This window comes from Hallella mizrahii (assembly GCF_009695775.1).
In the GTDB taxonomy this organism is placed as follows: domain Bacteria; phylum Bacteroidota; class Bacteroidia; order Bacteroidales; family Bacteroidaceae; genus Prevotella; species Prevotella mizrahii.
The window spans coordinates 1-25,927 of sequence record NZ_VUNG01000011.1 but is presented as its reverse complement, the minus strand read 5'-3'; the positions used below and the strand labels follow the sequence as shown (position 1 = coordinate 25,927).

Below are 25,927 nucleotides of genomic sequence, written 5' to 3'. Positions count from 1 at the left end.
GACTTGGGGTGAGGCTGTTGAGAGGGGCGATACGGTAAGAGAGGAGGGATGGGGAAAAGAGTGGCATCTCACATTGCTATCCCCTGTATTTGCTTGGTACCGTGCCGAAGGCCGCCTTGAAGCATTTGTTGAAGTACGACGAGTCGGGGATACCCACACGGTAGCTGACTTCCGAAACCGTGTACTTGCCCTCGAGCAGTAGCTCGGCAGCCTTGTCCATACGACGTTTCATCAGATATTTGTTGGGCGACATGCCGTAGAGTTCCTTCATCTTGCCATAGAATTTTGTACGGCCCATGGTGAGCATGGCAGCGAGCTGGTCGATGGAGAAGTTCTGATCGGTGAGATGCTGCCCCACAAGCACTTCGACCTGTTCGCGGAAACGCTTGTCGGCAGGACTGGTGAGAATCACCTCGTCGACCGGTGACAGGGTGACAGAGGGCGACGCCGTTGTCTTGTGTTCCTTTGAGGGCTGTTGCTTGTTTCGCTGCTGCCTCCACTTGATGAGCTGCATAGCACGGGCGATGAGCAGTCGGTAGTTGCATGGCTTGACCATATAGTCGTCGGCTCCTGCCTGATAGCCTTTGATCTGATGCTCCTCGTCGTCGAGGGCGGTGAGCATGATGACGGGGAGGTCGTCCATACCCTTTTGTTTTCGGATGGCACTGATGGTGTCGTAGCCGTTGATGCCGGGCAGCATGATGTCGCAAAGCAGCAGGTCGGGATGTTGCAAGGCGATGTCGCGCACGGCATCCTCTCCGTTGCTGTATGTCACAGTGCGAAAATATTTGCCTACCTCAGTCTTGATCTGTTCCTGCATGTCGGGTGCGTCCTCGATGATGGCCACGAGTTGGTGGTTGAGAGCATTGGGAGCCATGTCCTGAATGATTTGCAGGCTTTGTCTGTGTTCCTGGCTGTCGTCGTGCGTAGTCACTGTTTGATACTCTTCCGGACTGTAGCTATCGTTGTTGTCGGGGATGGAGAAGATGAATCGTGAGCCCCCTTTGGTGTCGACACGCTGGTAGATGAGCGTGCCGTGGTGGACTTTGGCCATGTTGTAGGCCGTGTAGAGTCCGATGCCCATGCCGTTGTGCGAGATATAGCCGCTCATGTAGGGATGGAAGACGCGCTGCTGCTGGTCGGTACTGAGCCCCGGTCCGTCGTCTTCCACGGTGATAACGAGCAGATGTGCGTCGTTGTCCTGTCGGACGGAGATCGTCACCTCTCCCTTCTCGGGCGTGTATTTCACGGCGTTGGAGAGCAGGTTGTAGACGATGGTCTCTACAGCCTGCGGGTCAAAGGCTATGGTGAACGACTTGGCAAACGCCGAGAAATTATAGTTCAGGTGCTTTTGCGTTGCCATGCCCCATAGATCCTGATATATGTCGCGAAGGAAGGCGATGATGTCATGGCACTCCACTTGCAGTCGTATGTTGCCGGTGCTAAGTCGTCGGAACTCGAGAAACTGGTTGACGAGGCGCATGAGTCGGTGTATGCCGCGTTGTGCAGTCTGGATGTCCTTGCGTGAGGGTCTCTCGGGTTTTGCGATGTTCTCCACGGCGTAGGAAAGTACGGCCAGCGGTGTACGGAACTCATGGGTGACGTGTGTGAAGAACGAGGTGCGCATCTCGGTGAGTTGTTTTTCCATTTTCATTTGCTGGTGGAGCCTCAGTCTTTCGCGTCCGTTGCGGTATACATAGAGGATGACGGCGGCAAACAGCGCGAGGTAGAACGTCCATGCCCACCAGGTGTTGTACCATGGTTCACTGATGTGGATGGTGAGAGTGCGTTCTGCGCCTACGGCATTCTGCGTTACGGTGCGCACGTGGAAGACGTATGTTCCTGGTGCGAGATTGGAGTATTCAGCGCGTGGAATGGCTGTCACCGGTCGCCACTGGTGGTCGACGCCTTCCATATAATATTGGTAGAGTTGTGCCTGGATATTGCTGTAGGCGAAGGAGGAAAAGTGGATGGTAAGCGAGTTTTGGTTGTGGCTGAGTGTGATTTTGTCGGTGCTTTGCAGTGGCTGACTGAGCACGGTGGTGTCGAGTGCCTCGTAGACAGAGATGCCGTTGACGAGCAGGTCGGTGACCATCACGCGGGGTGCAGCAACGCGATGGTGCTGGCGCTCACGTGCGGGGTTGATGGTGACCATGCCGTTGCCGGTGCCGAAGACGATGCGTCCGTCGGCCAGGCGCAGCGCACAGTTCTCGGCGAAGGCGTTGCCCAGTACGTCGTTGGTGAGCTGGTAGCGCCGGATGTAGTTGTCGCGTGGATCTATACGTGAGAGTCCGTTGTCGGTACCAGCCCACAGATAGCCATAGCGGTCGGTGATGAGTGATTTGATGTTGTTGTTCGATAAGCCATTGCGCTCAGAGAGTACATGGTAGGTCATCCGGTCCAGTCCTTTGGAGAAGTCGCAGCGGATGAGACCGCCCACCGTGCCCGCCCAAATGGTGGTGGGCGTGGTAGCGCGCACGCAGGTAATCTCGTCAGTGGGGAAGCGGCTGTTGAGCACGCTGTACCAGTGGAAATCCTTCTGTTGTATGTGGCGGTGGTTGATGTTTGCAGCGTAGATGCCGTTGAAGGTAGCTACCACCATCAGTCCTGCCGTCGTGATGGTGATGTCGTGGATGCGGCTTTCGTTGTATTGGTTGCTGATGATGTTGTCGACATCGAGGCGGTTGCCCCGGATGGCTTTCACCAGGAAGAGTCCCTGTCCCCAACTGCCGATCCAAATGCGGCCGCGATGGTCTTGGGCCAGCGAATAGAAGTCGTTGATCTCTACGCGCTTGCCCCGGACATAGAGCGTCATCTGCTGTCCGTCGCGCCAGACGCCATTGCCGCGTGTGGCCAACCAAGTATGGTGCTGGCTGTCGGTGAGGCTGTTGAGGATCGTAGCCGTGACGGCTCCCTTGTAAGCAAAAGCGTGCTGCGTCATGTCGTAGGAGTAGAGCTGGTTGTCCTTCGCCATCACCATCAGTTGTCCTTGCGGGCTGAGATAGAGATAGCGCACGAAGTTGGTCCAGTCGCCCTGCCGTTGTGCGTCGATGAGATCAAAGGCGGCACTGTTGTCCGAGGGTGTGAGACAGACCACACCGGCATTTTCCATGCTCACCCAGATGGATCCCGTGCGGTCAGTGGCCACGTTGATGATATAGTTTGAGGGGATAATAGCGTTGCGGTCACCGGCGGTGAAGTGGTCGAGGTAACCTGTGGCATAGTTATAGACGAAGAGTCCACCGCCGTAGGAGCCAATATAGTATTTACCGTCGTGTCCCTTGACGACGGTGAAGATGGTGTTGCGCTCCTTGTTGGCTTTCAGTCCGGGTATGAGATCCAGTTTTCTTACGGGTCCCTTCGGGGAAAATATCCACAGGCTGCCGCTTTGGTTGGCGACGAACTGCAAGTTGTCGACGGTGCTTTGTACGGCCCCTTTAGGTATCTGCAGCGCTTGCGGCCGGCTCCAGACCCATGTGACATGGTTGTGTATTCGCTTGGGTTGCAGCAGCAGAGAGGCCTCGCCAGCGCAGAGCAGCCATTGTCCCTGCCAGTGCACACAGCCCTTGATGGCTCCGATGTGTCCGATGTTTTGCGGCAAGGTGGTGCGGCAGAGCAGACGTCCGCCAAGGTCGAAGACATAAGCGGTTTGGTTGATTTTGCTGAAAGCGAGTACGCGGTTGCCGTTGGCATAGCAGCCTAAGAAGTTGACGTGTGGCAGCAGGATGCGTGCGCGGCCGTGGCTGTCGATGCGTGCGAGTCCCCGGTCGGTGGCCGCCCAGATGTTGTGTTGTGTGTCTTCCTCAATGGTGAGCACACGGTCGCTCAGGAGCCGATGGTTCTTGGTGGTGTAATCAACGATGTGGAAGCGGCTGCTCTGCTGGATGACGTGGCGCAGTCCCAGTGTGTTGCTGCTCAGCCACACACCGTCTGCCACGGCAAGAGCTTTGCGGTAAGGGCGCTCCGTGTCGTGACGGCCGGTGAAGTCGACGAAGTGTCCGCTGTTCAGATCAAGACAGGCGTGGGTATACGTCGACGTGCCCAGCCATAGCGTGTGGTGACGTCGGTCGAGATAGAGCTTGCCGATGTGCTGCGGCAATGCGTTTTGTCCTTGCGGTCCGAAATCGTTGAAGGGTACGAAGCGATAGCCGTCGAAGCGGGCCAGTCCGTTAGTACCCGCCATCCACAGAAAACCGTCATCGTCCTGCTCAATGGCGCGGATGGTGTTGCCCGGCAATCCCTGTGACGAGGTGATATGGATCATCTTTAACTGAGCGGGCACACGCTCGCTAAAAAGGCGGCCCGGAAGACAGAGTACGGCGACGAGCAATAATGCCCGCATATATATATAATAGGTGTGCAAGATGTTAGTGTGGTTTTGTTTTAGTATTGCAAAGTTACGAAAGATTTCTGAAACGAACGTACAATATTACCAATTAATGTACGCTTATACCATGCCTGGACGGATGATTCTGCGTATTTTTGCCCTGTCGAAGAATAAGAATCAATATCTAATAGCAAAAGAAATCTAAATACATCATCCAATGAGAAAGAAATACATCCTGGTGGGCTTGCTGGCCATGTTCCTGACTGCTGGCACCCATGCACAGCGTGTGACCGACAGACTCGATCGAGGTCTTGTCGCCGTGAAGACGTCGGGTGGCGTCTTCTGTTCTTGGCGCATCAATGCGGAGGAATACTACGCTGTCACTTATAACCTCTACCGTGATGGTGTGAAGGTCAACGACGCACCTCTCACCGTATCTAATTATACCGATCCGGCTGGTACTACCAGTAGCACCTATACCGTGCGCCCTATTATAAAAGGAGTGGAGCAGACCGCCGGTTCTAAGCCTGCCGCTGTGTTGGCGCATGACTATCTCGAGATCGCCAAGCCCAAACGTCTCTCCAACGACGGAAAGACTGATGTCACCGATGTCTATCAGCCCAACGACGCCACCATTGCGGATGTAGACGGTGACGGCGAGATGGAACTCATCGTCAAGGAGCTCTGCACCACCGACGACCCCAAGAACAAACCCGATGGTCCCGACTTCGATCGCATCGAGGTGTTTAAGCTCAACGGCGATCTGCTCTGGTGGATCGACTGCGGCCCCAACCTCTGCGACTTTCAGCACAACGAGACCAATATCGCTGCCTATGACTGGGACGGTGACGGCAAGGCAGAGTGCATCATGCGAGCCGCCGATGGTACCATCCTTCACACCGCTACGGGCAAGACCATCGTTGTCGGCGACAAGTCGAAGAACTATCGCGCCGACTGCCAGAACGGTTCCATGTCTGAGTTTTTCGTACATTCGGGTGCTGAATATCTCCTTTATCTCAATGGGCAAACCGGTGAGCCCTATCAGATAGGTCCCTCTGAACACCCCAATTATATGAGCTATCCTCTCAAGCGATTAGAGGACGGCGAGACGGATCTAAAAAAGGCTTGGGGCGACGGCTATGGTCACCGCAGTTCGAAGAACTTCTTTGGCGCCCCTTATCTCGACGGTCATAAGCCCAGTATCTTCCTCGCACGTGGTATCTACACCCGTCACAAGATGATAGCCCTCGATGTGGATCCAGCAACACACCACCTCTCCACGCGCTGGCGCTGGACCTGCAACACGCCGGGAAGCCCCTGGTACGGACAAGGCTATCACAACTATACCATTGCTGATGTCGACTGGGACGGACGCGACGAGATCTGCTTTGGCTCCATGGTCATCGACGATAATGGTAAGGGACTCAGTACCACCGGTCTCGGACACGGCGACGCGCAGCATGTCGGTGACTTTGATCCTTACCGCCACGGACAGGAAATCTTTGCCTGCAACGAGGACGCGCCCGCCAATAACTATCGCGACGCTACCACCAGCAAGATCTATTATAGGCTCGCGGGCGGCGGCGACGACGGCCGCTCGATGATGGGCAACTTCACAGATGACGTGCCAGGTGCCATTGGGGCGTCGGGGCACGACACGCCGATCAGTGCTGTCACTGCTAAACATACCGACAACACGAGCAAAGACTTCGACCTGAACTTCCGCATCTACTGGGACGGCGACCTCCTGGAAGAGACACTCAACGGCACACAGACTCGCAACTCCACCTTCCGCATCCATAAATATGGTGCCGGCGACATCAAGACCCTCGACGGTTCGCTGAGCAACAACGACACCAAGGCCACACCCTGCTTTCAGGGCGACATCTTTGGCGACTGGCGTGAGGAAGTCGTGGCACGTACGCCCGACAACAAGATACGCATCTACACTACTACAGACCCTACTGAGTATCGCAATTGCACGCTGCTCTCTGACAAGCAGTACCGCAACGCCATGGTATGGCAGATGAACGGCTACAACCAGCCGCCACACGTGAGCTACTTCCTCGGAAAGATGGAGGGCATCACCATGGCTCCGCCACCAGAGACCACCAACGGACGTACTGTCGTGAACAATGGTGGTTCCATCGGCACCGGACTCAACGACAAGCAGGTGCTTCTCGACGAGAACAACGACATGACGGTCAGCGTCAGCGACGGCGCGGCTCCCTATATCTTCTTCGACAACGCGCCGACATGGGTACAGGGACACGACGATAACAACAATATTACTACCACTTCCTATACCCATACGCTTACCGGCGGTGCCTTCGCCGGTGCTATGAGCCTCATCAAGCAGGGCGATGGTACCCTCGTATTGCCTAAGGTCGATGAGAAGTATACGGGCAACACCGACGTGTGGGCTGGTACGCTCGTCTTCGATGGTACACTGAAGAGCAGCCGACTCTGGCTCAACCGTTTCGCCAACCTTCACAGCGACGGCGGTACGTTCTCCGCTATCAAGGCAGACTATGGCGCTGCTGTCCGTCCCGGCGGACAGGATAAGGTGGGCACGATCACCGCCGACACGCTTAAGCTCGGCTTTGGCAGCATTGTTGACTTCGACATTGATGCCAGTAGCAATGCCGACCAGATCGTTGTCAACAAGGTGATGAGCATCGAACAGAAAGACTGGACACAAGGTCCCGAGTACCTCGTGCCACGTTTCAACTTCCACTTCATCGACGGAAACGTGAAGGCTGGCTCCTATATGCTTGGAAAGGTGCAGAAGGTCGACGGCGACATCTCCAAGGTGGCTGTCACCGGCCTGAATGGCCACAAGGCTGCTCTCTCTGTCACCGACGGCAATCTTGTGCTCACCATCGCCGGTATGCGCCAGGCCGCTGGCGTGGAGTGGAGTGGGGCACAAAGCTCTATGTGGGACATTGCCGACGCCGAGAACTTCACCAACACTAGCGAGAAGACCAGCGATGTCTTCGTCTCCGGTGATAATGTGACTTTCAACGACAATGCTGCTTCCAGTACGGTGGTCATCAAGGGCGAGGTGAGCCCGGCATCTGTCACTTTCGACAACAGCAAGCTCGAATACGACCTCTCGGGTGATGCCATCACCGGCAACACCACGATCACCAAGAAGGGAACAGCAACGGCCAAGCTCCGCAATGTCAACGACTTCACGGGTTCAGTAAGTATCGAGAATGGCACACTCGCTGTCGACAATCTCGGGCAGAAGTCAGGCGTCAACAATGGTGCACTCGGCGTCTATACTAATAAGGTGACGCTTAACGGCGGTACCCTTGAGACACTTACTACGCTCACCACCGACCATCCCGTTGTGCTCGGCGCTAAGGGAGGAACCATCCTCGTGGACGAAGGCAAGACGCTCACACTGAACGCCGGCATCAACGGCAATGGCAACGTTCTGACAAAGGCGGGTAAGGGAACGCTCACCCTCGCTCCATCGGCCAACTATGGTACACTCAACGTCATGGCAGGATGGGTCAACAGCCAGGAACAAGACAACGTGCATGGATACCCCAAGAATATCGTGCTTAACAATGGTACGACACTCTCCGATGCTGATAATATATACTCCTATTCCTCAAACAGCGTGAACGTGAAAGTGCCTAAGGGAGCCACTGCATCGTGGTATCTCGACTCGCGTTGCAACTACACGGGTCAGCTTACTGGCGGCGGAACGCTCAACCTCTACTCACGGAGTACACGCGCTTATCTCAAAGGCTATTGGGGCGACTTCACGGGGCGGCTGAATATTGCCGGTAAGAAGACCGGTTCTTACGATCCGATGCTCTATGTACAGGGTAGTCTGAAGAATGCCGAGATCAATGCTACGATAACGTTGAACAACAATGGCAGCAATGTTGCTGTCGGCAGCCTGAGCGGCTCGGCTGAACTCGACGGCAAGGGCACCTGGTCTGTTGGCGGCAACGACAAAGACTTCACCTTCCAGGGATATATCAATGGAGGAGGACTCATCAAGATCGGCAACGGCATGATGACCATCGGCAAGAAGCAGGACAAACTCGGCAAGCAGGTCGACGTACAGGGTGGAACGCTCAACATCAACAGCAGTGCTACGACCGTTACTGCTGATAACAGATGGTTTGGATCGCAGTCTGTCAGCGTCACTGGTGGCGGATGTTTTGCCGGACGGGGTGTCGTGGAGAAGATCCTCGTCAACGATGGGGGTACGCTACAGCCCGGCAACGCTGCCAACGCTATTCAGTACGGTGCGCTGAAGACAGCCAACGGATGCTATCTCTATAAGGGAGCCAAGGTGCTGTTCAACATCTACTCTACTAAGTTCTATCCATCTCTGGCTACCAATGGCACGCTCTCGCTGGCCGACGGTTCTACAGTCGCTGTCACGCTCAGCAGCAAGTACACGCCTAAGGTCGGCGACACCTTTACGCTTTGGGATGCTGCGATGCTCAATGCCACTGCCGACGGCGTGACACTCCAGTTGCCCACACTGCCCAATGGCTTTGCCTGGGACACTTCCGAGCTCTTCCAACAGAAGGGACTGCTGAAAGTAGTGGCCGCTACAGGCATCAACCAGCTCACCGCTGATACTGTCTTCCACTGCGAGGTCTTCAAGACCAATGGCGCAAGAGTTGGTGTGCTCACTACGACCAAGGCTCGTCTCAATGAAGATATCCGTGGTCTCCACGTCGAACCGGGACTCTATCTCGTTAAGGTGGGTGCCACAGCAATGAAAGTTCTTGTGAAATGATCCATCCCCTTTCATTGCTCCTCTTCCCGGCTGTCATTGGGCTGGGAGGAGGAGCTGATAGTCGCGCTTGCACATCCTTGCCACAAGGCAGTCAGGGACTTGAGCGTCTCGACCGTGGGCTCGTCGTAGCCCGTGGCGAGAAGACCGGCAGCTATTTTGTCTCCTGGCGCTCGCTGGCCGGTGACGAGCCTGACCTGCGCTTCACGCTGTTGCGCGACGGCAAGCCCTATGCCCGTCAACCTCAGCGGGCCACGTCGATGCAGGTCAGCGGTACACCGCATAGCCTTTGGCAAGTGGTCGCTGTCCATAGCGACGGACATCGTGACTCCTCGGCTGTCGTGATGCCTTGGACACTGCCGATGCTACGACTCCAACTCGACAAGCCTGCGGCAGGCGACGGCTATGACTATACCCCCAACGATTGTTCGGTGGGCGATGTCGACGGCGACGGACAGTATGAACTCTTCGTGAAATGGGAGCCCACCAATGCCCACGACAACTCGACGGATGGTATGACCGCCCCCGTGATGTTCGATTGCTATAAAATGAAACTGCAGGGCGATGGACAAGTCAAAAGGCTATGGCGCATTAATCTCGGTGCGAACATCCGGGCGGGAGCACACTATACACAGTTCATGGTCTACGACTTCGACGGCGACGGACGTGCGGAGATGATGTGCAAGACAGCGCCCGGCTCAGTCGACGGCACCGGACGCTATGTCAGCCAAGCCGCTACGGACAGCACGATCCTTACCGTGGACAACCAGCGTGACTGGCGCAACCACCGTGGCAGAGTGGCGGGAGGACAGGAATATCTCACCGTCTTCGACGGACTCTCGGGGCGCGCCCTCCACACCGTGTTCTATCAACCTAATCGCGACACTACCGTTGGCGGGGAGGCATCCGGCACCTTTGACTGGGACAACGACCGACATATCTTGGACAATGCCAGCTATGGCAACCGCGGTGAGCGCTATCTTGCTGCCGTGGCTTTCCTGCAAGGTCGTGATCACAACCCCTCCGCCATCTTCACCCGTGGCTATTACTCCTATGCTTTTGCATGGGCGGTGGACTTCGACGGGCACCGTCTCAAGACACGCTGGTTCCACGCCTCGCGCGATGGCAAACAATACACTGTCACTGATTCCCAAGGACATACTACTCGCTACGATGCGGCACCACCCACCAGCGGGTCAGGGAGTGCCACACTCTTTGCCAATGGCAACCACAACCTCAGCGTGGCGGATGTCGACGGCGACGGCCGTGATGAGCTTCTCTGGGGCTCCGCAGCACTCGACGACGACGGTCGTGTGCGCTATGCTACCGGCTTCGGCCATGGCGACGCCATGCATGTCTTTGCCATGAACCCGAAGCGGCAGGGACTTCAGGTCTTCGACGTGCATGAGAATAAAGGGCCATACGCCTGGGACCTGCACGATGCCGCCACAGGAGAGATTCTCTTCAAAGGCGGGCCAGCGAATATTGACAATGGACGCGGACTGGCCGCTAACCTCTCTGACAAAGCCCCAGGCGCACTGTTCACCAGTGCCGGGGATAACAGCCTGCGCTCGGCAGTGACGGGAAAGGTATTCTCTACGACCCGCTCTTCCATCAACTTCCGCATCTTTTGGGGCGGTGACGAGCAGGACGAACTCCTCGACGGTGTCAACATCCAGAAATGGAGTCCCGAAGGCAGAACCACGCTCGGCATCTTCGGGCCTACCAATGATTCGGGCAGCAATGACGATGAGTCGAAGGAAGGACGGTACCGCCGTGGCACCCGCCGTACTTATTCTTTCCAACGACCCTCGGTGTCGTTCCAAGGTTATGGCAATCCGGCATCGAACAACTGGACGAAGAACAATCCATGTCTGCAGGCTGATCTCTTCGGCGACTGGCGTGAGGAGGTTATCTACCGCGACCGCGACGACAACAGCGTCATCTACATCTATATGTCGCAGGTACCTACCACGATCCGCCACATCACGCTCATGCACGATCCGCTCTATCGCTTAGGCATCGCCTGGCAGAATGTGGGCTACAACCAGCCGCCCCATACCCTGCTGCCCTTCCCTAAGCATTGAACGCTTAGTGTTGGGCATTGGAGCGCTCATCATTCAGTACTTATCATTCATCATTTAATATTCAACATTTATCATTCATCATTCAACATTCATCATTAACATAACTCATCATTCATCATTCAAAATGAAATACTTCCTTATCCTGCCTCTTTTATCTGCCCTGCCCCTCATGGCACAGAACCGTGTGGCGGCTCCCTTGGAGGATGTCAACCATGTCGTCGACCTTACGCTCGACAGCCTCGACAAGGCACAGACAGCACGCATTCCCGCCGGCAGCTCTCGCCACGGCAACAACCCCGTGCTCTTTCTCATCGGCAATTCCACCATGCGCAATGGCACGCTCGGCAACGGCAATAACGGACAATGGGGATGGGGATTCTATGAACATGCTTTTTGGGACGAGAGCAAGATCACCGTGGAAAACCAGGCTCTCGGCGGCATGAGCAGCCGTACCTATTATAATAAGCTCTGGCCCGACGTGCGCAAAGCACTGCGCCCCGGCGACTGGGTCATCATCTCCATTGGCCACAACGACAACGGACCTTATGACAGCGGACGGGCGCGGGCTTCCATCCCCGGCGTGGGACACGACTCGCTCAACGTCACCATCAAGGAGACGGGCGTCAAGGAGACGGTCTATACCTATGGCGAATATATGCGTCGATATATCAACGACTGCCGCAAAGCCGGCGCACATCCCATCCTCATGTCGCTCACGCCGCGCGATGCCTACGACCCGCAGACGGGAAAGATCGTCAGAAAGATCCACACGCAGTGGTTGCAGGCTGTCGCTGCCGAGGAGGGCGTACCCTTCATCGACCTGAACGAGATCTCGGGAACCAAGCTCGACGGCTTTAGCAAATGGAAAGAGAAATACTATTTCTATCAGGATCATATCCACACCAGCCGCTTCGGTGCGATGATGAACGCCCGCTCAGCTGCTGAGGGTATTGCTGCCAGTCACAATCCGGCCCTCAAGCCTTTGCAGTCCATGCTCCATAACCTTGCCCTGCCCACGGAGCCCGTGAAGCGCGAGGCTGGGAAGCCCGTGGTGTGGTTCACCGGTGACAGTACCGTGAAAAATGCCGATAAGGATAAGAACGGCATGTGGGGACTTGGCTCGCAGGCTTACACTGTCTTCGACAGCAAGAAGGTGGTCTGCTACAATGCCGCTATGGCGGGGCGCAGCTGCCGCACCTTCCTCAACGAGGGACGGTGGGAGCGTGTCTACAACTCCATCCAGCCGGGCGACTACGTGCTTATCCAGTTCGGTCACAACGACATTGGACCGATCGACCACGACAAGGAGCGTGGAGAGATCCCCGGTGCTGCTGACACTTGTCACGTATATAGAAGTAAGACGAAAGGTACCTATGAGCTCGTCTACAGCTTCGGCTGGTACTTGAAAAAGTTCATTGACGACGTGCGCGAGAAAGGTGCTACGCCGATCCTCGTATCGCTGACGCCGCGCAACGAATGGAGCAACGGACATATCGAGCGCCGCAACGACAGCTATGGCAAGTGGTACCGTGAGGTCGTAGACGCCACAGGCTGCGAGTTTGTCGACCTGCACAACATCGCCGCGGACTACTACGACAAGCACTGCGGATCGAAGGAAAAGGCGGCAAAGTATTTCAATCACGACCATACTCACTCCTCGCTCCTCGGCGCCCGGACCAATGTGCGGGCACTTGCCAAAGGACTGAAAGACATCCACAGCCCGTTGGCGAAGTATCTGAAATAAGAGAAGCCCTTCCCTAACCCTCCCCAAGGGGAGGGGAGAAGCCCCACCCTACCCCTCCCCAAGGGGAGGGAAATGCTATACCAAATGGGTGGAAGGCTTCGTTGTTTGCAAAACATAGTTTGAAAGAACTAAATACAGAAAACTGAATACAGAAAACAGGATACTGAAAACTGATAAAATGAACCGACGACTTTTATCCTTGCTGCTCTGTCTCTTGGGCACATTGCCTTTGCTGGCAGAGACTGGCGCCGACAGCGTGCTGACCCTGGCTCGCCGTGTCAACGATCGCTTCATGAGAGTGTATGCCGACCCTACGCGGCCTACCTTTGTGAAGAAGGTGCGGCCGAGCTCGTTGTGGACACGTGCCGTGTACTATGAAGGTCTTATGGCACTCTATGCCATCGACCCACGACAATACTATCTCGATTATACCGACCGGTGGGGAGCCTTCCACCACTGGGCGCCACGCGACGGCGTCACGACCACCGATGCCGACAACCAGTGCTGCGCTCAGACTTATCTTGAGCGCTACGCTATGACGGGCGACACGCTGATGGCCTGTCGCGTCAAAGCTAACCTTGAGCACCAGATAGCTACCGGACGCTATGACTATTGGACATGGATAGACGCCATACAGATGGCGATGCCGGTGTATGTGAAGTATTACAGTCTTACCGGCGACCGCCGCTATCTCGACTATGCCGTCAACAGCTATTTGTGGAGTCGCAACACCTGTGGAGGCGGACTCTTCAATAAAAAGGACGGACTGTGGTGGCGTGACAAGGACTATGTGCCGCCCTACCGCGAGCAGGATGGCAACGACTGCTATTGGAGTCGGGGCAACGGTTGGGTCTACGCGGCCCTGCTGAGGTGTATGGATGTCCTCAATGAGGACACGAAAGAATACAAACTGTTGGAGAAGGACTTCCTCGCTATGTCCAAGGCTCTGCTGCATTGCCAGCGAGCCGACGGCTTTTGGAATGTCAGCCTTCACTCCCCGGCAACCTATGGCGGTCCAGAGATGACGGGCACCGCTCTCTTCCTCTACGGCATGAGCTGGGGCATCCGTCACGGACTGCTCGCTGCCGCCAGCTACCGTCCGGCCTGCGACAAGGCTTGGCAGGCACTGATGACCTGCGTCCATCCCGACGGCTTCCTCGGTTGGAACCAAGGCACGGGCAAGGATCCGTCGGCCGGACAGCCGCTCAGCTATGACAAGATGCCCGACTTCGAAGACTATGGCACGGGTTGCTGGTTGCTTGGCGCTACGGAGTATGCGCGGCTGGCGCAACCTGCGCTCAATGCCTGCTTGCCCTTTGTACTGCCCGAGGCTCGTCCCGGCACACGTTGGTGGTGGTTTGGTTCGGCCGTGGATGAGACCGGGCTGAAAGACAATATCGACGCACTGCACCACGTCGGCATGGGTACCGTGGAGATTACACCTATCTATGGTGTACAAGGCAATGAGGCCCGTGAGCTGTCCTATCTCTCTCCTGAGTGGATGCGCGCCTTGCAGATCACCGAGCGCACGGCGGCAGTCGACAGCGTGGAGGTGGACTTGAACAATGGCACGGGATGGCCCTTTGGCGGTCCTTGGGTGCCCATCGGCGAGGCGGCGTGCAAGGCGTTTTTCGTAGACACACTGGTGAATAGCAAGGCCGATATCAGCAAGCTGACCTTTCCCGTGCCCGACAAAGAAAAGAAATACGCGCGGCTGGCTGCCGTGAGAAGCTTTAAAACTGCCGACAAACACCGCCAACGCGTGATCGCGCTCTTCGTTAGCCGTACCCGTCAGCGCGTGAAGCGGGCCGCTCCCGGTGGCGAGGGATGGGTGATCGATCACTTCGACTCACTGGCCGTGGCGCACTATCTCCAGCATATCGACTCGGCTTTCACGGCCAGCCACACCCCTTACCCCCATACTTTCTTCAACGACTCTTACGAAGTCTACGGAGCCAACTGGACGCCTCGTCTGCTCGAAGCGTTCCGCTCACGGCGAGGCTACGACCTCTTGGACAGCCTTGACCGCTTTGTTGACGGCGACGCACAGGTGGTCTGTGACTATCGCGAGACACTCTCTGACCTGCTCTATCACAACTTCACGCAGCAGTGGACGGCATGGGCACACAGTCATGGTGCCCTCGTGCGCAACCAGGCCCACGGTTCTCCTGCCAACCTGATCGACCTCTACGGCACTGTCGACATCCCTGAGATAGAAGGCTTCGGCCTTTCTGACTTCGGCATCAAAGGCCTGCGGCGCGATCCAGGATTCACGCGGCCCAACTTCAGCGACATGAGCATGTTGAAGTATGCTTCCTCTGCCGCCCACGTCACGGGTAAGCCTTTCACCTCCAGTGAGACCTTTACCTGGCTTACCGAGCACTTCCGTACGTCGCTGAGCCAGATGAAGCCCGACCTCGACTTGATGTTCTCTTGCGGTGTCAACCACATGTTCTTCCATGGTACGCCCTACAGTCCGCGCAACGTGCCTTGGCCGGGATGGCAGTTCTACGCCTCGGTCAACATGAGTCCCACCAATTCCACTTGGCGCGACGGCCCTTGGTTGATGAGCTATATCCGCCGTTGCCAGAGTTTCCTGCAATGGGGCGATCCCGACAACGACTTTCTTGTCATCTTGCCCGTGAAGGAGATGTGGAAGAAAGACACCCGTCATCCGCTGATGCTCTTCGACATCCACTCTATGGACAAGAAGGCACCGGAGTTGATCCGTGCCATCCGTGAGATCGACTCCTTGGGCTATGACTGCGACTATATCAGTGAGCGGCAGCTTGCTCGCGCCAAGAAAGTAGGTGAGCAATGGATCACCGAGGCTGGCACACGCTATCGCGGACTCATCGATCCGACCAAGCCCATCGACAGTCAGGCACTCGCACGTCTTGCCAACGCTGAACCGATGCGTACGCAACTGCACTTGAGAGCCATCCGGCGCAGAAACGGCATGGGCTATCATTATTTCATTGCCAACCTTACGCCCAACGATGTCGACAGCTACGTGCCGCTCGCCGTAGCGTGGCACGATGCGCTGTGGTACGACCCATTGACGGGTCGGCGCTATGCCGTGGAGCAGCGCAACAGACAGTTGCACGTAGCTCTGCGGAGTGGTGAAAGCATGATTCTCCAAACCTTCGACCGCACGCTGCCGCAGACGCTTGCCGCTCTGCCCCACCGTGCCCTGCCGGGAGACCAGACAAAAGTGCTGGGCGGTCCTTGGCAACTCGCCTTCGAGCAGTCGGCACCGACGGTGCGTCGCACGTGGAAGCTCGACAAACCACAGACATGGGAAACGCTTGGCGACGACAGCGCCGCCGTGACAATGGGCAGCGGAGCCTATACCACCACATTCCGTCTGAGTGCTGACGAGGCGCGTAGGCCGTGGTTGCTCGACCTTGGCGATGTGCGCGAGTCGGCAGAGGTCTGGGTCAATGGCCGCTTCGCCGGCTGTGCGTGGTCAGTGCCGTTTACCCTCGACGTGAGCGGACTGCTGAAGAAAGGCGACAACACGCTGCGCGTCGTGGTCACCAACCTTCCTGCCAACCGCATCGCAGACATGGATCGCCGGGGCATCAAATGGCGTGTGATGAAAGACATCAACGTCGTCGACCTGCAATACCATAAGACCGGCTACGCCGATTGGACTCCCATGAAGAGTGGACTCAACGGTAGCGTCAAGCTGATAGAACTTCACCATTAATACGCTCTAAGGCAAGTGGCATGCGCTACACCTTATTATATATAGGCACGCTACACCTTATCATGTATATAACAAAAAGCAAAGCAATGAAACAGATCCTTCTTTTCCTTCTGCTGCTCTGTTGTGGCAGTGCAAACGCAGATACCTGGCCCGATGGCACACCGGTCGACGCGTGGTTCATCGATACCACGAAAGTGGATATGCGCAGCCTCGGCAAGCAATATGTCATCACCGACTATGGCGTGAGCGGCAATCCCACGCTCGTACAGACCTCAGCCATCCAGGCCGTCATAGACCGCTGCCAGCGCGAGGGCGGCGGTGTGGTCGTCATCCCGTCGGGCACTTTTCTCAGCGGCGCGCTGTTTTTCAAGCCGGGCACCCATCTCCATCTTTGCGAGGGAGCTACGCTGAAAGGCTCAGACCGCATTGCCGACTTTCCCGTGCTGACGACTCGTTTCGAAGGTGAGACCTGCAAGTATTTTGCCGCTCTCGTCAATGCCGACCATGTCGACGGCTTTACCATCACCGGCAAAGGCACCATCGACGGCAACGGCTATCACTATTGGCAGGAGTTCTGGATCCGGCGGCTGTGGAATCCCGACTGCACCAACAAGGATGCGCAGCGGCCCCGACTGGTATATATCAGCAATTCCAGTCGTGTCACCGTACAGGACGTGCATCTGATGAACAGCCCTGTATGGACCAACCATCTTTACAACTGCGATCACGTGCGCTATCTCGATTGCTTCATCTTTGCGCCTACTCAGGGCGTGAAAGCACCGAGCAGCGATGCCATTGACATCGACAAGTGCCACGACATCCTTGTGCGCGGATGCTATATGAACGTCAACGACGATGCCGTCGTGCTTAAGGGAGGTAAGGGCACCTATGCCGACACCATGGCTGTCAACGGGCCTGTCAGCCGCGTGCTTGTGGAGAACTGCCGTTACGGCACTGTGCACAGCATGCTCACCCTGGGCTCGGAGAGTCTCCACGACACCAACGTCATCCTGCGCAACTGCACGAGTGAGAACGCCGACCGCGTGCTCTGGTTGAAGATGCGCCCTGACACGCCACAACGCTACGAGCAGATTCGGGTCGAAGGCATCACAGGACGGGCCCGCAGCGGTCTCGTCATCCGCCCTTGGACACAATTCTTCCAGCCTGCCAGGCGACGCAATATGCCCAAGTCATCATGCAGAAACGTGACGCTGAAGAATATCCACATGGACTGCGACAACTTCTTCGACGTGGGTACCAGCGACAAATACAGTCTTTCCGATTTTGTCTTTGAGGATGTTCATGTCACCGACAAAGCCGGTAACTTCTCCTCTACGCTTATTCCCGGTACCGTTGTCCGCAACGTGGTCATCAATGGTGACGCCAAAAAATAATGAGTTTCAGAAAATAGAAGAAAGACATGGAAGGCGTTTCCTCGAATAAAATCATAATAATCGTATGCTTTCACATGGCGGTCTGAAGCTCTTTGCTTATCTTTGCAGTGACCAAGACCAATGATTAAAAATCAGTAAACATCGACCAATGTATCGTTATCCCATCCGTTCTATATTCCGTCGGGGGTGGCTCAGCTCCCTCCTCCTCCTGTTCTTGTCCTTGCCTGCTTGTGCGCAACGGGACACGGTGAACATCGTCGACTGGCAGTTCACCCGTGCCGAACTGTCGCCTGCGCAAGCCCATCAAGGCCGTGGCGCGTGGCAGAGAGTGAGGTTGCCACACGACTTCCAGATCAGTCAGCCGTGGGTAGCTCCCGCTGCTGACGAGCACGCCGACAACCGCGATCAGGCTGCCAACGTCAAGAGCCGCCTCTCGTCGCGTGGCTTCAAGGAGATGGGAAAAGGCTGGTACCGCCGCACGTTCACGCCCGACAGCAGTTGGCGCGGTCGCCGCGTCGTGCTGGAGGTAGGCGGCATCATGCTTGTCGGCGATGTCTGGCTCAATGGTGAGCGCATCGGCGGCACGGAATACGGCTACGTCGGTTTCGGCATCGACATCAGCGACAGGTTGCGCTACGGTCAGGAAAACGTGCTTACCGTCTTGGCCGATACGCGTGGCCCGCAGAACTCACGCTGGTACACTGGTGGCGGACTCTTCCGCGACGTGAAGCTCATCGTCACCGACCGCCAGCTGTTTTTCGACCGCCATCCGCTACAGATCACAACCACAGACAACCGCGTCGTACATATCAAAGCTGCGGTTTCCAACTATGGGCGGCAACGGGAGGCACCGCTTGCCGTGCGCATCCTTGACGCCCAGGGACATGTGGTAGCCCAAGCCGACACCTTGTTGGCGCTGACCCGTCACCGTCACACGATGGAATATCCTTTGGCCGACATCACGATCGACCATCCTCATGTGTGGGATTTGGATACACCTTATTTATACAGTGCCGAGCTGACCCTTCGCGACGACAGCGGACGGGTCGCCGACCGGGTGACAGAGCCCTTCGGTATCCGTACCATCGAGTACGGTCCTTCTTTTGGTTTCAAGCTCAACGGCCGCAAGGTGATCCTCAAGGGCATTGCCAACCACCACACCCTCGGCGCGCTCGGTGCCGCCGCCTATCCGCGTGCCATCGAGAAGCGCATCAAGTTGCTCAAGGACTTCGGCTTCAACCACATCCGCTGCTCCCACAATCCCTACAGTGAAGACCTCTACCGCCTTTGCGACAAATACGGTATCCTTGTCGTCGACGAGCTCTATGACAAATGGCTCACACAATATGCCGGAGGCCGGCAGCCGTGGATGAGCCATTGGCAATACGATGTGCCGGAGTGGATACAGCGTGACCGCAACCATCCGAGCGTCGTCATGTGGAGCTTGGGCAATGAGTTGCAGACCTATCCCAATCTGCCTTTCAACGACTGGGGCGTGACACCTTATCGTTTGCTGCGCACTCTGCTGCGCCGCTACGACACTACACGGCCCGTCACCGTGGCCATGCACCCGCGCGGCCGCAACTGGCAGACCGACTCGCTGCCCTGCGACCTGGCGATGATCACGGACATCCAGGCTTACAACTATCGCTATATGTACTTTCCCGGCGACGGCCGCCGTTTTCCCAACATGATCTTCTATCAGAGCGAGGCCAACCTGCCGATGATGGGTCCCAACTACTTCGACATGGATCTCAACCGTGTCGTGGGCCTGGCCTATTGGGGCATGATCGACTACAACGGCGAGAGTCTCGGCTGGCCGCGCAAGGGATGGGACAACGGTGTCTTCGACCGCTCGCTGCTGCCCAAGCCGCAAGCCTATATGCTCAAGGCGATGTTCACCGACAAGCCTGTCGTGCACATCGGTGTGGCAGGTGGTAAGGAGGAGACAATGACATGGAATGGCGTGACCTTCGGCGGCGATAAAGTCACGTGGCACTGGAACCGCATGACGGGCAAACGATATACCGTCTACACTTATACCAACGCTGAGGAGGTAGAACTCAGGCTCAACGGCAGAAGTCTCGGCGTGAAGAAAAACAGCTCAGATCCCAAGTCGCGTGACAAGATCCGGTGGGACGGCATCGCCTACGAGCCGGGCACGCTCCTCGCCATCGCCCGCAACGGCGGCAAGGAAGTCGCTCGCCACGAGATCGCCACGGCAGGACCACTCAAGCGTTTGGCACTCATCCCCGACAACGAGACGTGGAAAGCCGATGGTCAGGATCTGATGCACATCCGTGTGCTGGGGCTCGACGCAAAGGGACGGCGCACGCCACTGGCCAACGACACGCTCACGGTGCGCGTCAGCGGGCCGGCTGAGCTCGTAGCTGCCGACAACGGTGACATCACCGGCAACGCCATCGCCACCGATCCGACCACCACTCTCTATCAGGGCAACCTGCTCGTCATCCTTCGCGCAACGTCCAAGCCGGGGAAGGTGCGCGTGGAACTTGTCGACAAGGCGGGACGCGTGAGGGGTAAATGCACGCTGGCCACGGAGTGAACAAACAACGATTCATAAATAGGTTATAATATCGTTCAACTATGAGACATCTCTTTCATCTCTGCGCCTGTCTGCTGCTGTCCTTGACAGCACAGGCGCAGACGCAGACTTTCGACCTGTCGCGTCAGAGCAAGGCGGACAAGCCGTTCTCGTTTTCTGTGGCTGTGCCCGACGGCAACTATCGCGTCACGGTGGAGCTGGGCAGCAAGAGCCATGAAGGCAACACAATGGTGCGTGCCGAGAGCCGCCGACTCTTTGTCGAGGACACGCCCACGAAAAGGGGTAAGTTCAAGACTTTCTCCTTTGTCGTGAACAAGCGATCGCCGTATATCACGGACAAGGAGCGGGTGAAACTCAAGCCCCGTGAGAAAGACTATCTCGACTGGGACGACAGTCTCAACTTGGAGTTCACCGGTCCGCACCCTGCCGTGCGGCGCGTGACAATAACGCCCGACACGACAGCCGTCACCCTTTTTCTCTGTGGCAACTCCACCGTTGTGGATCAGCCTTACGACCCCTATGCCTCATGGGGACAGATGATCACGCGCTGGATGGACGACGGCTATGCAGTGGCGAACCATGCTGAGAGCGGGCTCACCGCCTCGTCGTTCTATTTTCAGAACCGTCTCGACAAGATCCTGTCGATGATGCGGCCGGGCGATTACGTGTTTTGTGAGTTCGGCCACAACGACCAAAAGGAGAAAACACCCGGCAGTGGTGCCTGGTATAACTTCTCCTATATGTTGAAGACTTATATAGACAAGGTGCGAGCTAAGGGCGGAAACATCGTCTTTGTCACGCCGACGCAGCGCCGTGCCTTCGACAACAGTCATCAGCATATCCTTGAGACCCACGGCGACTACCCCGATGCCATGCGTGCCGTAGCCAAGCGGGAGCATGTGCCTGTTATCGAGCTTCATGACATGACCCGCACGTTCTTTGAGACGCTTGGCTACGAGGGCAGCAAGCGTGCGCTGGTGCACTATCCCGCCAACACATGGCCCAACCAGCCCAAGGCTTTGGCCGACAATACGCACTTCAATCCTTACGGTGCGTATGAGGTGGCTAAGATGGTGGTCATGGGCATGAAGAGTCTCAACCTGCCAATGATCAACGGCCTGCGTGACTGGAAAGACTTCGATCCGGCTCATCCCGACGATCCACAGTTCTTTCGCTGGACGCCCTCGGTACGCGTGGATGTGGTCAAGCCGGACGGAAACTAAAAGGTTTACAAATACTCTTGAACCGACAACGTCTTCCCGTGTCTGTAACTATTCTGTGAATTCTTTCCGGGGGATAGCTTTCCTGTGTTTTGGTGTTATTGCCCTGTTAACGGTGCGGTGGGGCCGTAGGGGCGGGGTTTATCCCCGCCCTAACCCCGCAAAAGATATATAAACAGATGGCACGGGGGTGGAATGATTACCGTCAAGGGGGTTAGGGCGGGGATAACCCCCGCCCCTACTGGGAGGGTGCTTACCTCTGTTATGGGTACGGTGGATGATGTCACTACCGCAGGAACTGCCATATCGCCCTTTGGCGATAACAAGTTGTTGATATAACTGGAGATTTTTAGTTATATAGAAGCGAGTTCATTTCGGAGGATAGCTTTCCTGTGTTTTGGTGGTATTGCCCTGTTCACGGCGCAGAGGTGAGTAGGGGCGGGGTTTATCCCCGCCCTAACCCCGCAAAAGATACAAAAGACATGTGGCACGGGGGGAGAATGATTACCGTCAAGGGGGTTAGGGCGGGGATAAACCCCGCCCCTACGGTGGATGACATTAACATCGTTTTTATGGTATTGCCCTGTTAACGGTGCGGTGGGGCCGTAGGGGCGGGGTTTATCCCCGCCCTAACCCCGCAAAAGATACAAAAGACATGTGGCACGGGGGGTGGAATGATTAGTGGCACGGGGGTGGAATGATTACCGTCAAGGGGGTTAGGGCGGGGATAAACCCCGCCCCTACGGTGGATGACATTAACATCGTTTTTATGGTATTGCCCTGTTAACGGTGCGGTGGGGCCGTAGGGGCGGGGTTCATCCCCGCCCTAACCCCGCAAAAGATATATAAACAGATGGCACGGGGGGAGAATGATTACCGACAAGGGGGTTAGGGCGGGGTTTATCCCCGCCTTAACTCCGCAAAAGATACAAAAGACATGTGGCACGGGGGTGGAATGATTACCGTCAAGGGGGGTAGGGCGGGGATAACCCCCGCCCATACGGTGGGAGGGTGCTTACCTCTGTTATGGGTACGGTGGATGATGTCACTACTGCAGGAGAAGTTAGTAAGTGGTTATTTGTTAGAAGTAGACTCTTGCAGCGTTATCTTTTTATTTTTCTGCCTTTCGGGTTGCATTCGGTGAATAGTTACCCGCTTTCTTGCAGTCCGCTATCATTCTTTAAAGGATGAATCTTTACAAAATACCATCACGGTGGACTTGCAATCTAGAGAGCGAGAGAACCTGGAAATGAGAAAAAAGGAAGATGAGTCGTCCTTTCTTGCTGTCTCTTGAAGTCAAAACACTGTTTTGATGTTGTCAAACAACCGAGATGACCGGGTCAAACAATTGAGATGACCAAGTAAAACAACTGAGATGATAGCATCAGAAAGGTTTTCTGATCAGCAAAATCAGCAAAAGTTCATCGTAAAAAACCGATTTTATTGGATGTAAAACAGTGTTGTATTCGTAACAATCTGTGAATCAGATAATTACGAAAAATGCCTCATAATTCGAAAAATTGAGAGCAACATAGGAGCCGGTTCAGAAAATCGCAGGGAAAACGGCGGAAAAATGTCAGTTTATTCAACAAAGTAAAATCAAAGCTACATGGCTTCGTATTCCCCTTGTTCGCATTATCTTATTTAGGAATAGTGGGAATGAGCAGAATACGCAAACAAGGCAGTGCTGTGCTTGCGTATTCCAGATGTGTTGATAGCTTTGTGACATCATCGGTAAGAGTGGACGTCGTCATGTCAGACGGAGAATTAGTTCGTCTTCTTTCCCCAATAGGTAAACAGATTGTTTTTGCTGTTGTAGTTGCTCAGACCGGAGAAGACGATTGTTGCCTTCCTGGGGTTCGACTCCCAGTCAACCTCGCGACTGAGATACATGGGTATGCCTGCAATATACAGTATGCTTGCTGTCTTGTCGTATTTCCATGTTGAGCCTGCCTTGAAGCCCTCCGTGATCTTGTGGTTAGAGCCCAGTGTCATAGAGACCGATGTGCATTGTTGCCCCACTTTGTACGACAAAGGTATCAGCTGCCATTTGCCTTTGAGCTCACTCTCCAGGATGGTAAGCTGTGGGACATTGCCATATCTTTCCGGCATGACGACAGGCCATCCGTCCTGTGTCCATCTCAGTGTTCTGACCTGTCCCATCATAATGGCGTTGGAGTAAGGGTTGCCGTTGGTGTTGGCAGGCAGGCGTCCCTGAGAGGCAAAGAACCAGTTGCCCTTGCCGTCATCAAATACGCAGCAGTGCGATACGCCGACCCATCCGCTGTGGCCGTTGAATCGATAGGGATGTGTGACGATAGGATAGGCCTCTCCACCTTTTGCTGTACAGTTGCGGCCGTCTTTTCCATAATAAGTGCCAAGGATGTTCTTCGATCTCAACACACGGGTGTTGTAGGCTACAGAAAGCTCGTCGTAGGCTAGGAACAGATAGTAGTAACCATCATGGTATACCACTTCCGGACCCTCAGAGGCCTGCCAACGGCTGTTGAGGTTGCGCGAGTAGACGAGCTGGCCATAGCTGGAGATGTCTCCCCAAGGATTGCCTTGTTGGGTATAAGGCTTACCCGTATTGGGATTGATACGCAGGGCTACGATGCCGGAATGCCAGGAGCCGTAGAGCAGATAATGTTTGCCATCGGGGCAGATGATGTAGGTAGGATCGATGGCGTTGTATTTGAAGTAAGCGTTCCAGTCGCTGCCTGACGGACGGTAAAAGTTAAATCCCTTATCTGTAGATGATGTGGTGACCATTCCTTTGTCTGTCCAGTTGTTCGATGCCGGGTCAGATGTCTCCATCACACCGATGAAGGCACGCTCTGTCCATGAGTTACACCAGTTGGCAGCATCGTTGTATTTTCCATTTCCGATGTAGTTGTCCACGACAATGGAGTAATACATTCGGTACAGTCCGTTTCTTACCTTGCGTGCGCAAGGAGCCCAAAAGCAGTAGCGGAAGTGCTTGATAGGTTGTAGTCCCATGGCAGCACGGTATTCGTTGACCTTTGCAGCCACCCACGATGGCTGCCGGTGCATGGTGGATCCCACCCACGACCAGTGTACCAGGTCTTTGGAGCGTCGGCAGAAGAAGTGTCCTTGCCCATCCAAAGCGTTGCCGTAAGAGGCGTCGGTCTGATACATATAGTAGTATCCGTCGTCGGCCTTCATCACTGATGGGTCGTGCACATTGGCAAGGTTCCAGTTGCCCCGCTGACTCCAGTCGGCGATAGAGGAATAGTCGTCGGCGTAGGTGGGGGCTGTGTACGTTGAGAGTTTGCCCGCACGGGTGGTCAGGGAAGTAGAGTCGCGCACGGGTGTGGCTTCTTCCGACGGATCATCTGTGATCATTTGGTTGCTGCAACCGGACAGGGCGAGGACTCCCATCCAAATCACGTTTGTAAGTAATAGCTTGTTCATTTTTTTTGATTGTATGGATTAGTAAAATCAGATCTTTGCTAAGTAATTTGCAGATCGGTCTTGGACTTTTAGTCTCCCTTTCAGAGCTTTCTGTCGGTTGCAAAATTAATGGGATCGAGTTAATCATGCAAGGGTCTTGCCATACTATTTTCTTCTTCTGTCGTTTTTGTCCACTCATTTCTGTTGGTTTGTCCACCATGTTATGTTTGCGAAGAAGAAAGTTTGGTGACTCTTCTCGTTTTTCATAATCTTTGCAAGCAGGGAAGAAAATTGCAGCTATTCAGCGAATCCTTTTTGGTGGATAGCATCCACATCGTTTGACTGGTATTATCCTGTTAACGGTACGTCATGCGGTGAGTAGGGGCGGGGTTTATCCCCGCCCTAACCCCGCAAAAGATATAAAAAACGGCGCACTGGATATTTTCCGTGGAATCATAGTGAGAGGAAATATAAATCTTTATACTGCCATTATCGCTTTGACATTTTCAAACGGAAAAGAGAAAAGAAAATCATGGTCATGTTTATGCTCCCCAAGGAGCAATGAGTCTAAAGCTATGGGGTAGTCTTGCGAGCAAGCTCGCCGCCTACCCCATAGCTTTAGCCCCACACCTTTGGTGTCAAGCCTGCCCATGACGAAAATCGCTAACGCGTAAAATTGCCCCTTGGGCATA

Annotated in this window: 10 protein-coding genes and 1 pseudogene; 8 read left to right on the top strand and 3 right to left on the bottom strand. The window is 55.4% G+C overall.

Going from position 1 to position 25,927, the window contains the following annotated elements:
* Positions 1-76: 76 nt before the first annotated feature.
* Positions 77-4,342 (bottom strand): hybrid sensor histidine kinase/response regulator transcription factor, encoded by a 4,266-nt coding sequence (locus tag FYJ73_RS06050; RefSeq protein ID WP_154533816.1) that lies wholly within the window; start codon positions 4,340-4,342, stop codon positions 77-79.
* Between the two features lie 202 nt (positions 4,343-4,544).
* Between FYJ73_RS06050 and FYJ73_RS06045 the strand changes: the two genes are divergently transcribed.
* From FYJ73_RS06045 to FYJ73_RS06015, 8 genes and pseudogenes are all read left to right on the top strand, one after another.
* Positions 4,545-9,101 carry a rhamnogalacturonan lyase family protein gene (locus FYJ73_RS06045; protein WP_154533815.1) on the top strand — a complete coding sequence of 1,519 codons (4,557 nt, stop codon included), beginning with the start codon at positions 4,545-4,547 and terminating at the stop codon, positions 9,099-9,101.
* Positions 9,098-11,185, top strand: a complete 2,088-nt coding sequence (locus tag FYJ73_RS16200; RefSeq protein ID WP_154533814.1) for a rhamnogalacturonan lyase — start codon at positions 9,098-9,100, stop codon at positions 11,183-11,185. Before FYJ73_RS06045 ends, FYJ73_RS16200 begins: the two co-directional genes overlap by 4 nt.
* Positions 11,186-11,309: 124 nt before the next feature.
* Positions 11,310-12,929: a GDSL-type esterase/lipase family protein gene (locus tag FYJ73_RS06035; protein ID WP_154533813.1), complete on the top strand. Its 1,620-nt coding sequence runs from the start codon at positions 11,310-11,312 to the stop codon at positions 12,927-12,929.
* A 178-nt stretch (positions 12,930-13,107) separates the two neighbouring features.
* A pseudogene (locus FYJ73_RS16225) lies at positions 13,108-14,214 on the top strand (glycoside hydrolase family 88/105 protein); the annotation flags it as partial.
* Between the two features lie 24 nt (positions 14,215-14,238).
* Positions 14,239-16,641, top strand: coding sequence for a glycosyl hydrolase (locus tag FYJ73_RS06030; RefSeq protein ID WP_235899257.1), 2,403 nt, complete (start codon positions 14,239-14,241; stop codon positions 16,639-16,641).
* An 86-nt stretch (positions 16,642-16,727) separates the two neighbouring features.
* Entirely contained in the window at positions 16,728-18,035 is a 1,308-nt protein-coding gene (locus tag FYJ73_RS06025) for a rhamnogalacturonidase (RefSeq protein WP_154533811.1), read from the top strand.
* Between the two features lie 148 nt (positions 18,036-18,183).
* Entirely contained in the window at positions 18,184-20,601 is a 2,418-nt protein-coding gene (locus FYJ73_RS06020; RefSeq protein ID WP_154533810.1) for a glycoside hydrolase family 2 TIM barrel-domain containing protein, read from the top strand.
* Between the two features lie 41 nt (positions 20,602-20,642).
* Entirely contained in the window at positions 20,643-21,824 is a 1,182-nt protein-coding gene (locus FYJ73_RS06015; RefSeq protein WP_154533809.1) for a rhamnogalacturonan acetylesterase, read from the top strand.
* A gap of 1,764 nt (positions 21,825-23,588) precedes the next feature.
* On the opposite strand, the gene FYJ73_RS06010 is transcribed toward FYJ73_RS06015, so the two are convergent.
* Entirely contained in the window at positions 23,589-25,187 is a 1,599-nt protein-coding gene (locus tag FYJ73_RS06010; RefSeq protein ID WP_473733508.1) for an arabinan endo-1,5-alpha-L-arabinosidase, read from the bottom strand.
* A 526-nt stretch (positions 25,188-25,713) separates the two neighbouring features.
* A partial coding sequence (locus tag FYJ73_RS15690; protein WP_206081710.1) for a hypothetical protein occupies positions 25,714-25,927 on the bottom strand: 214 nt, incomplete at its 5' end.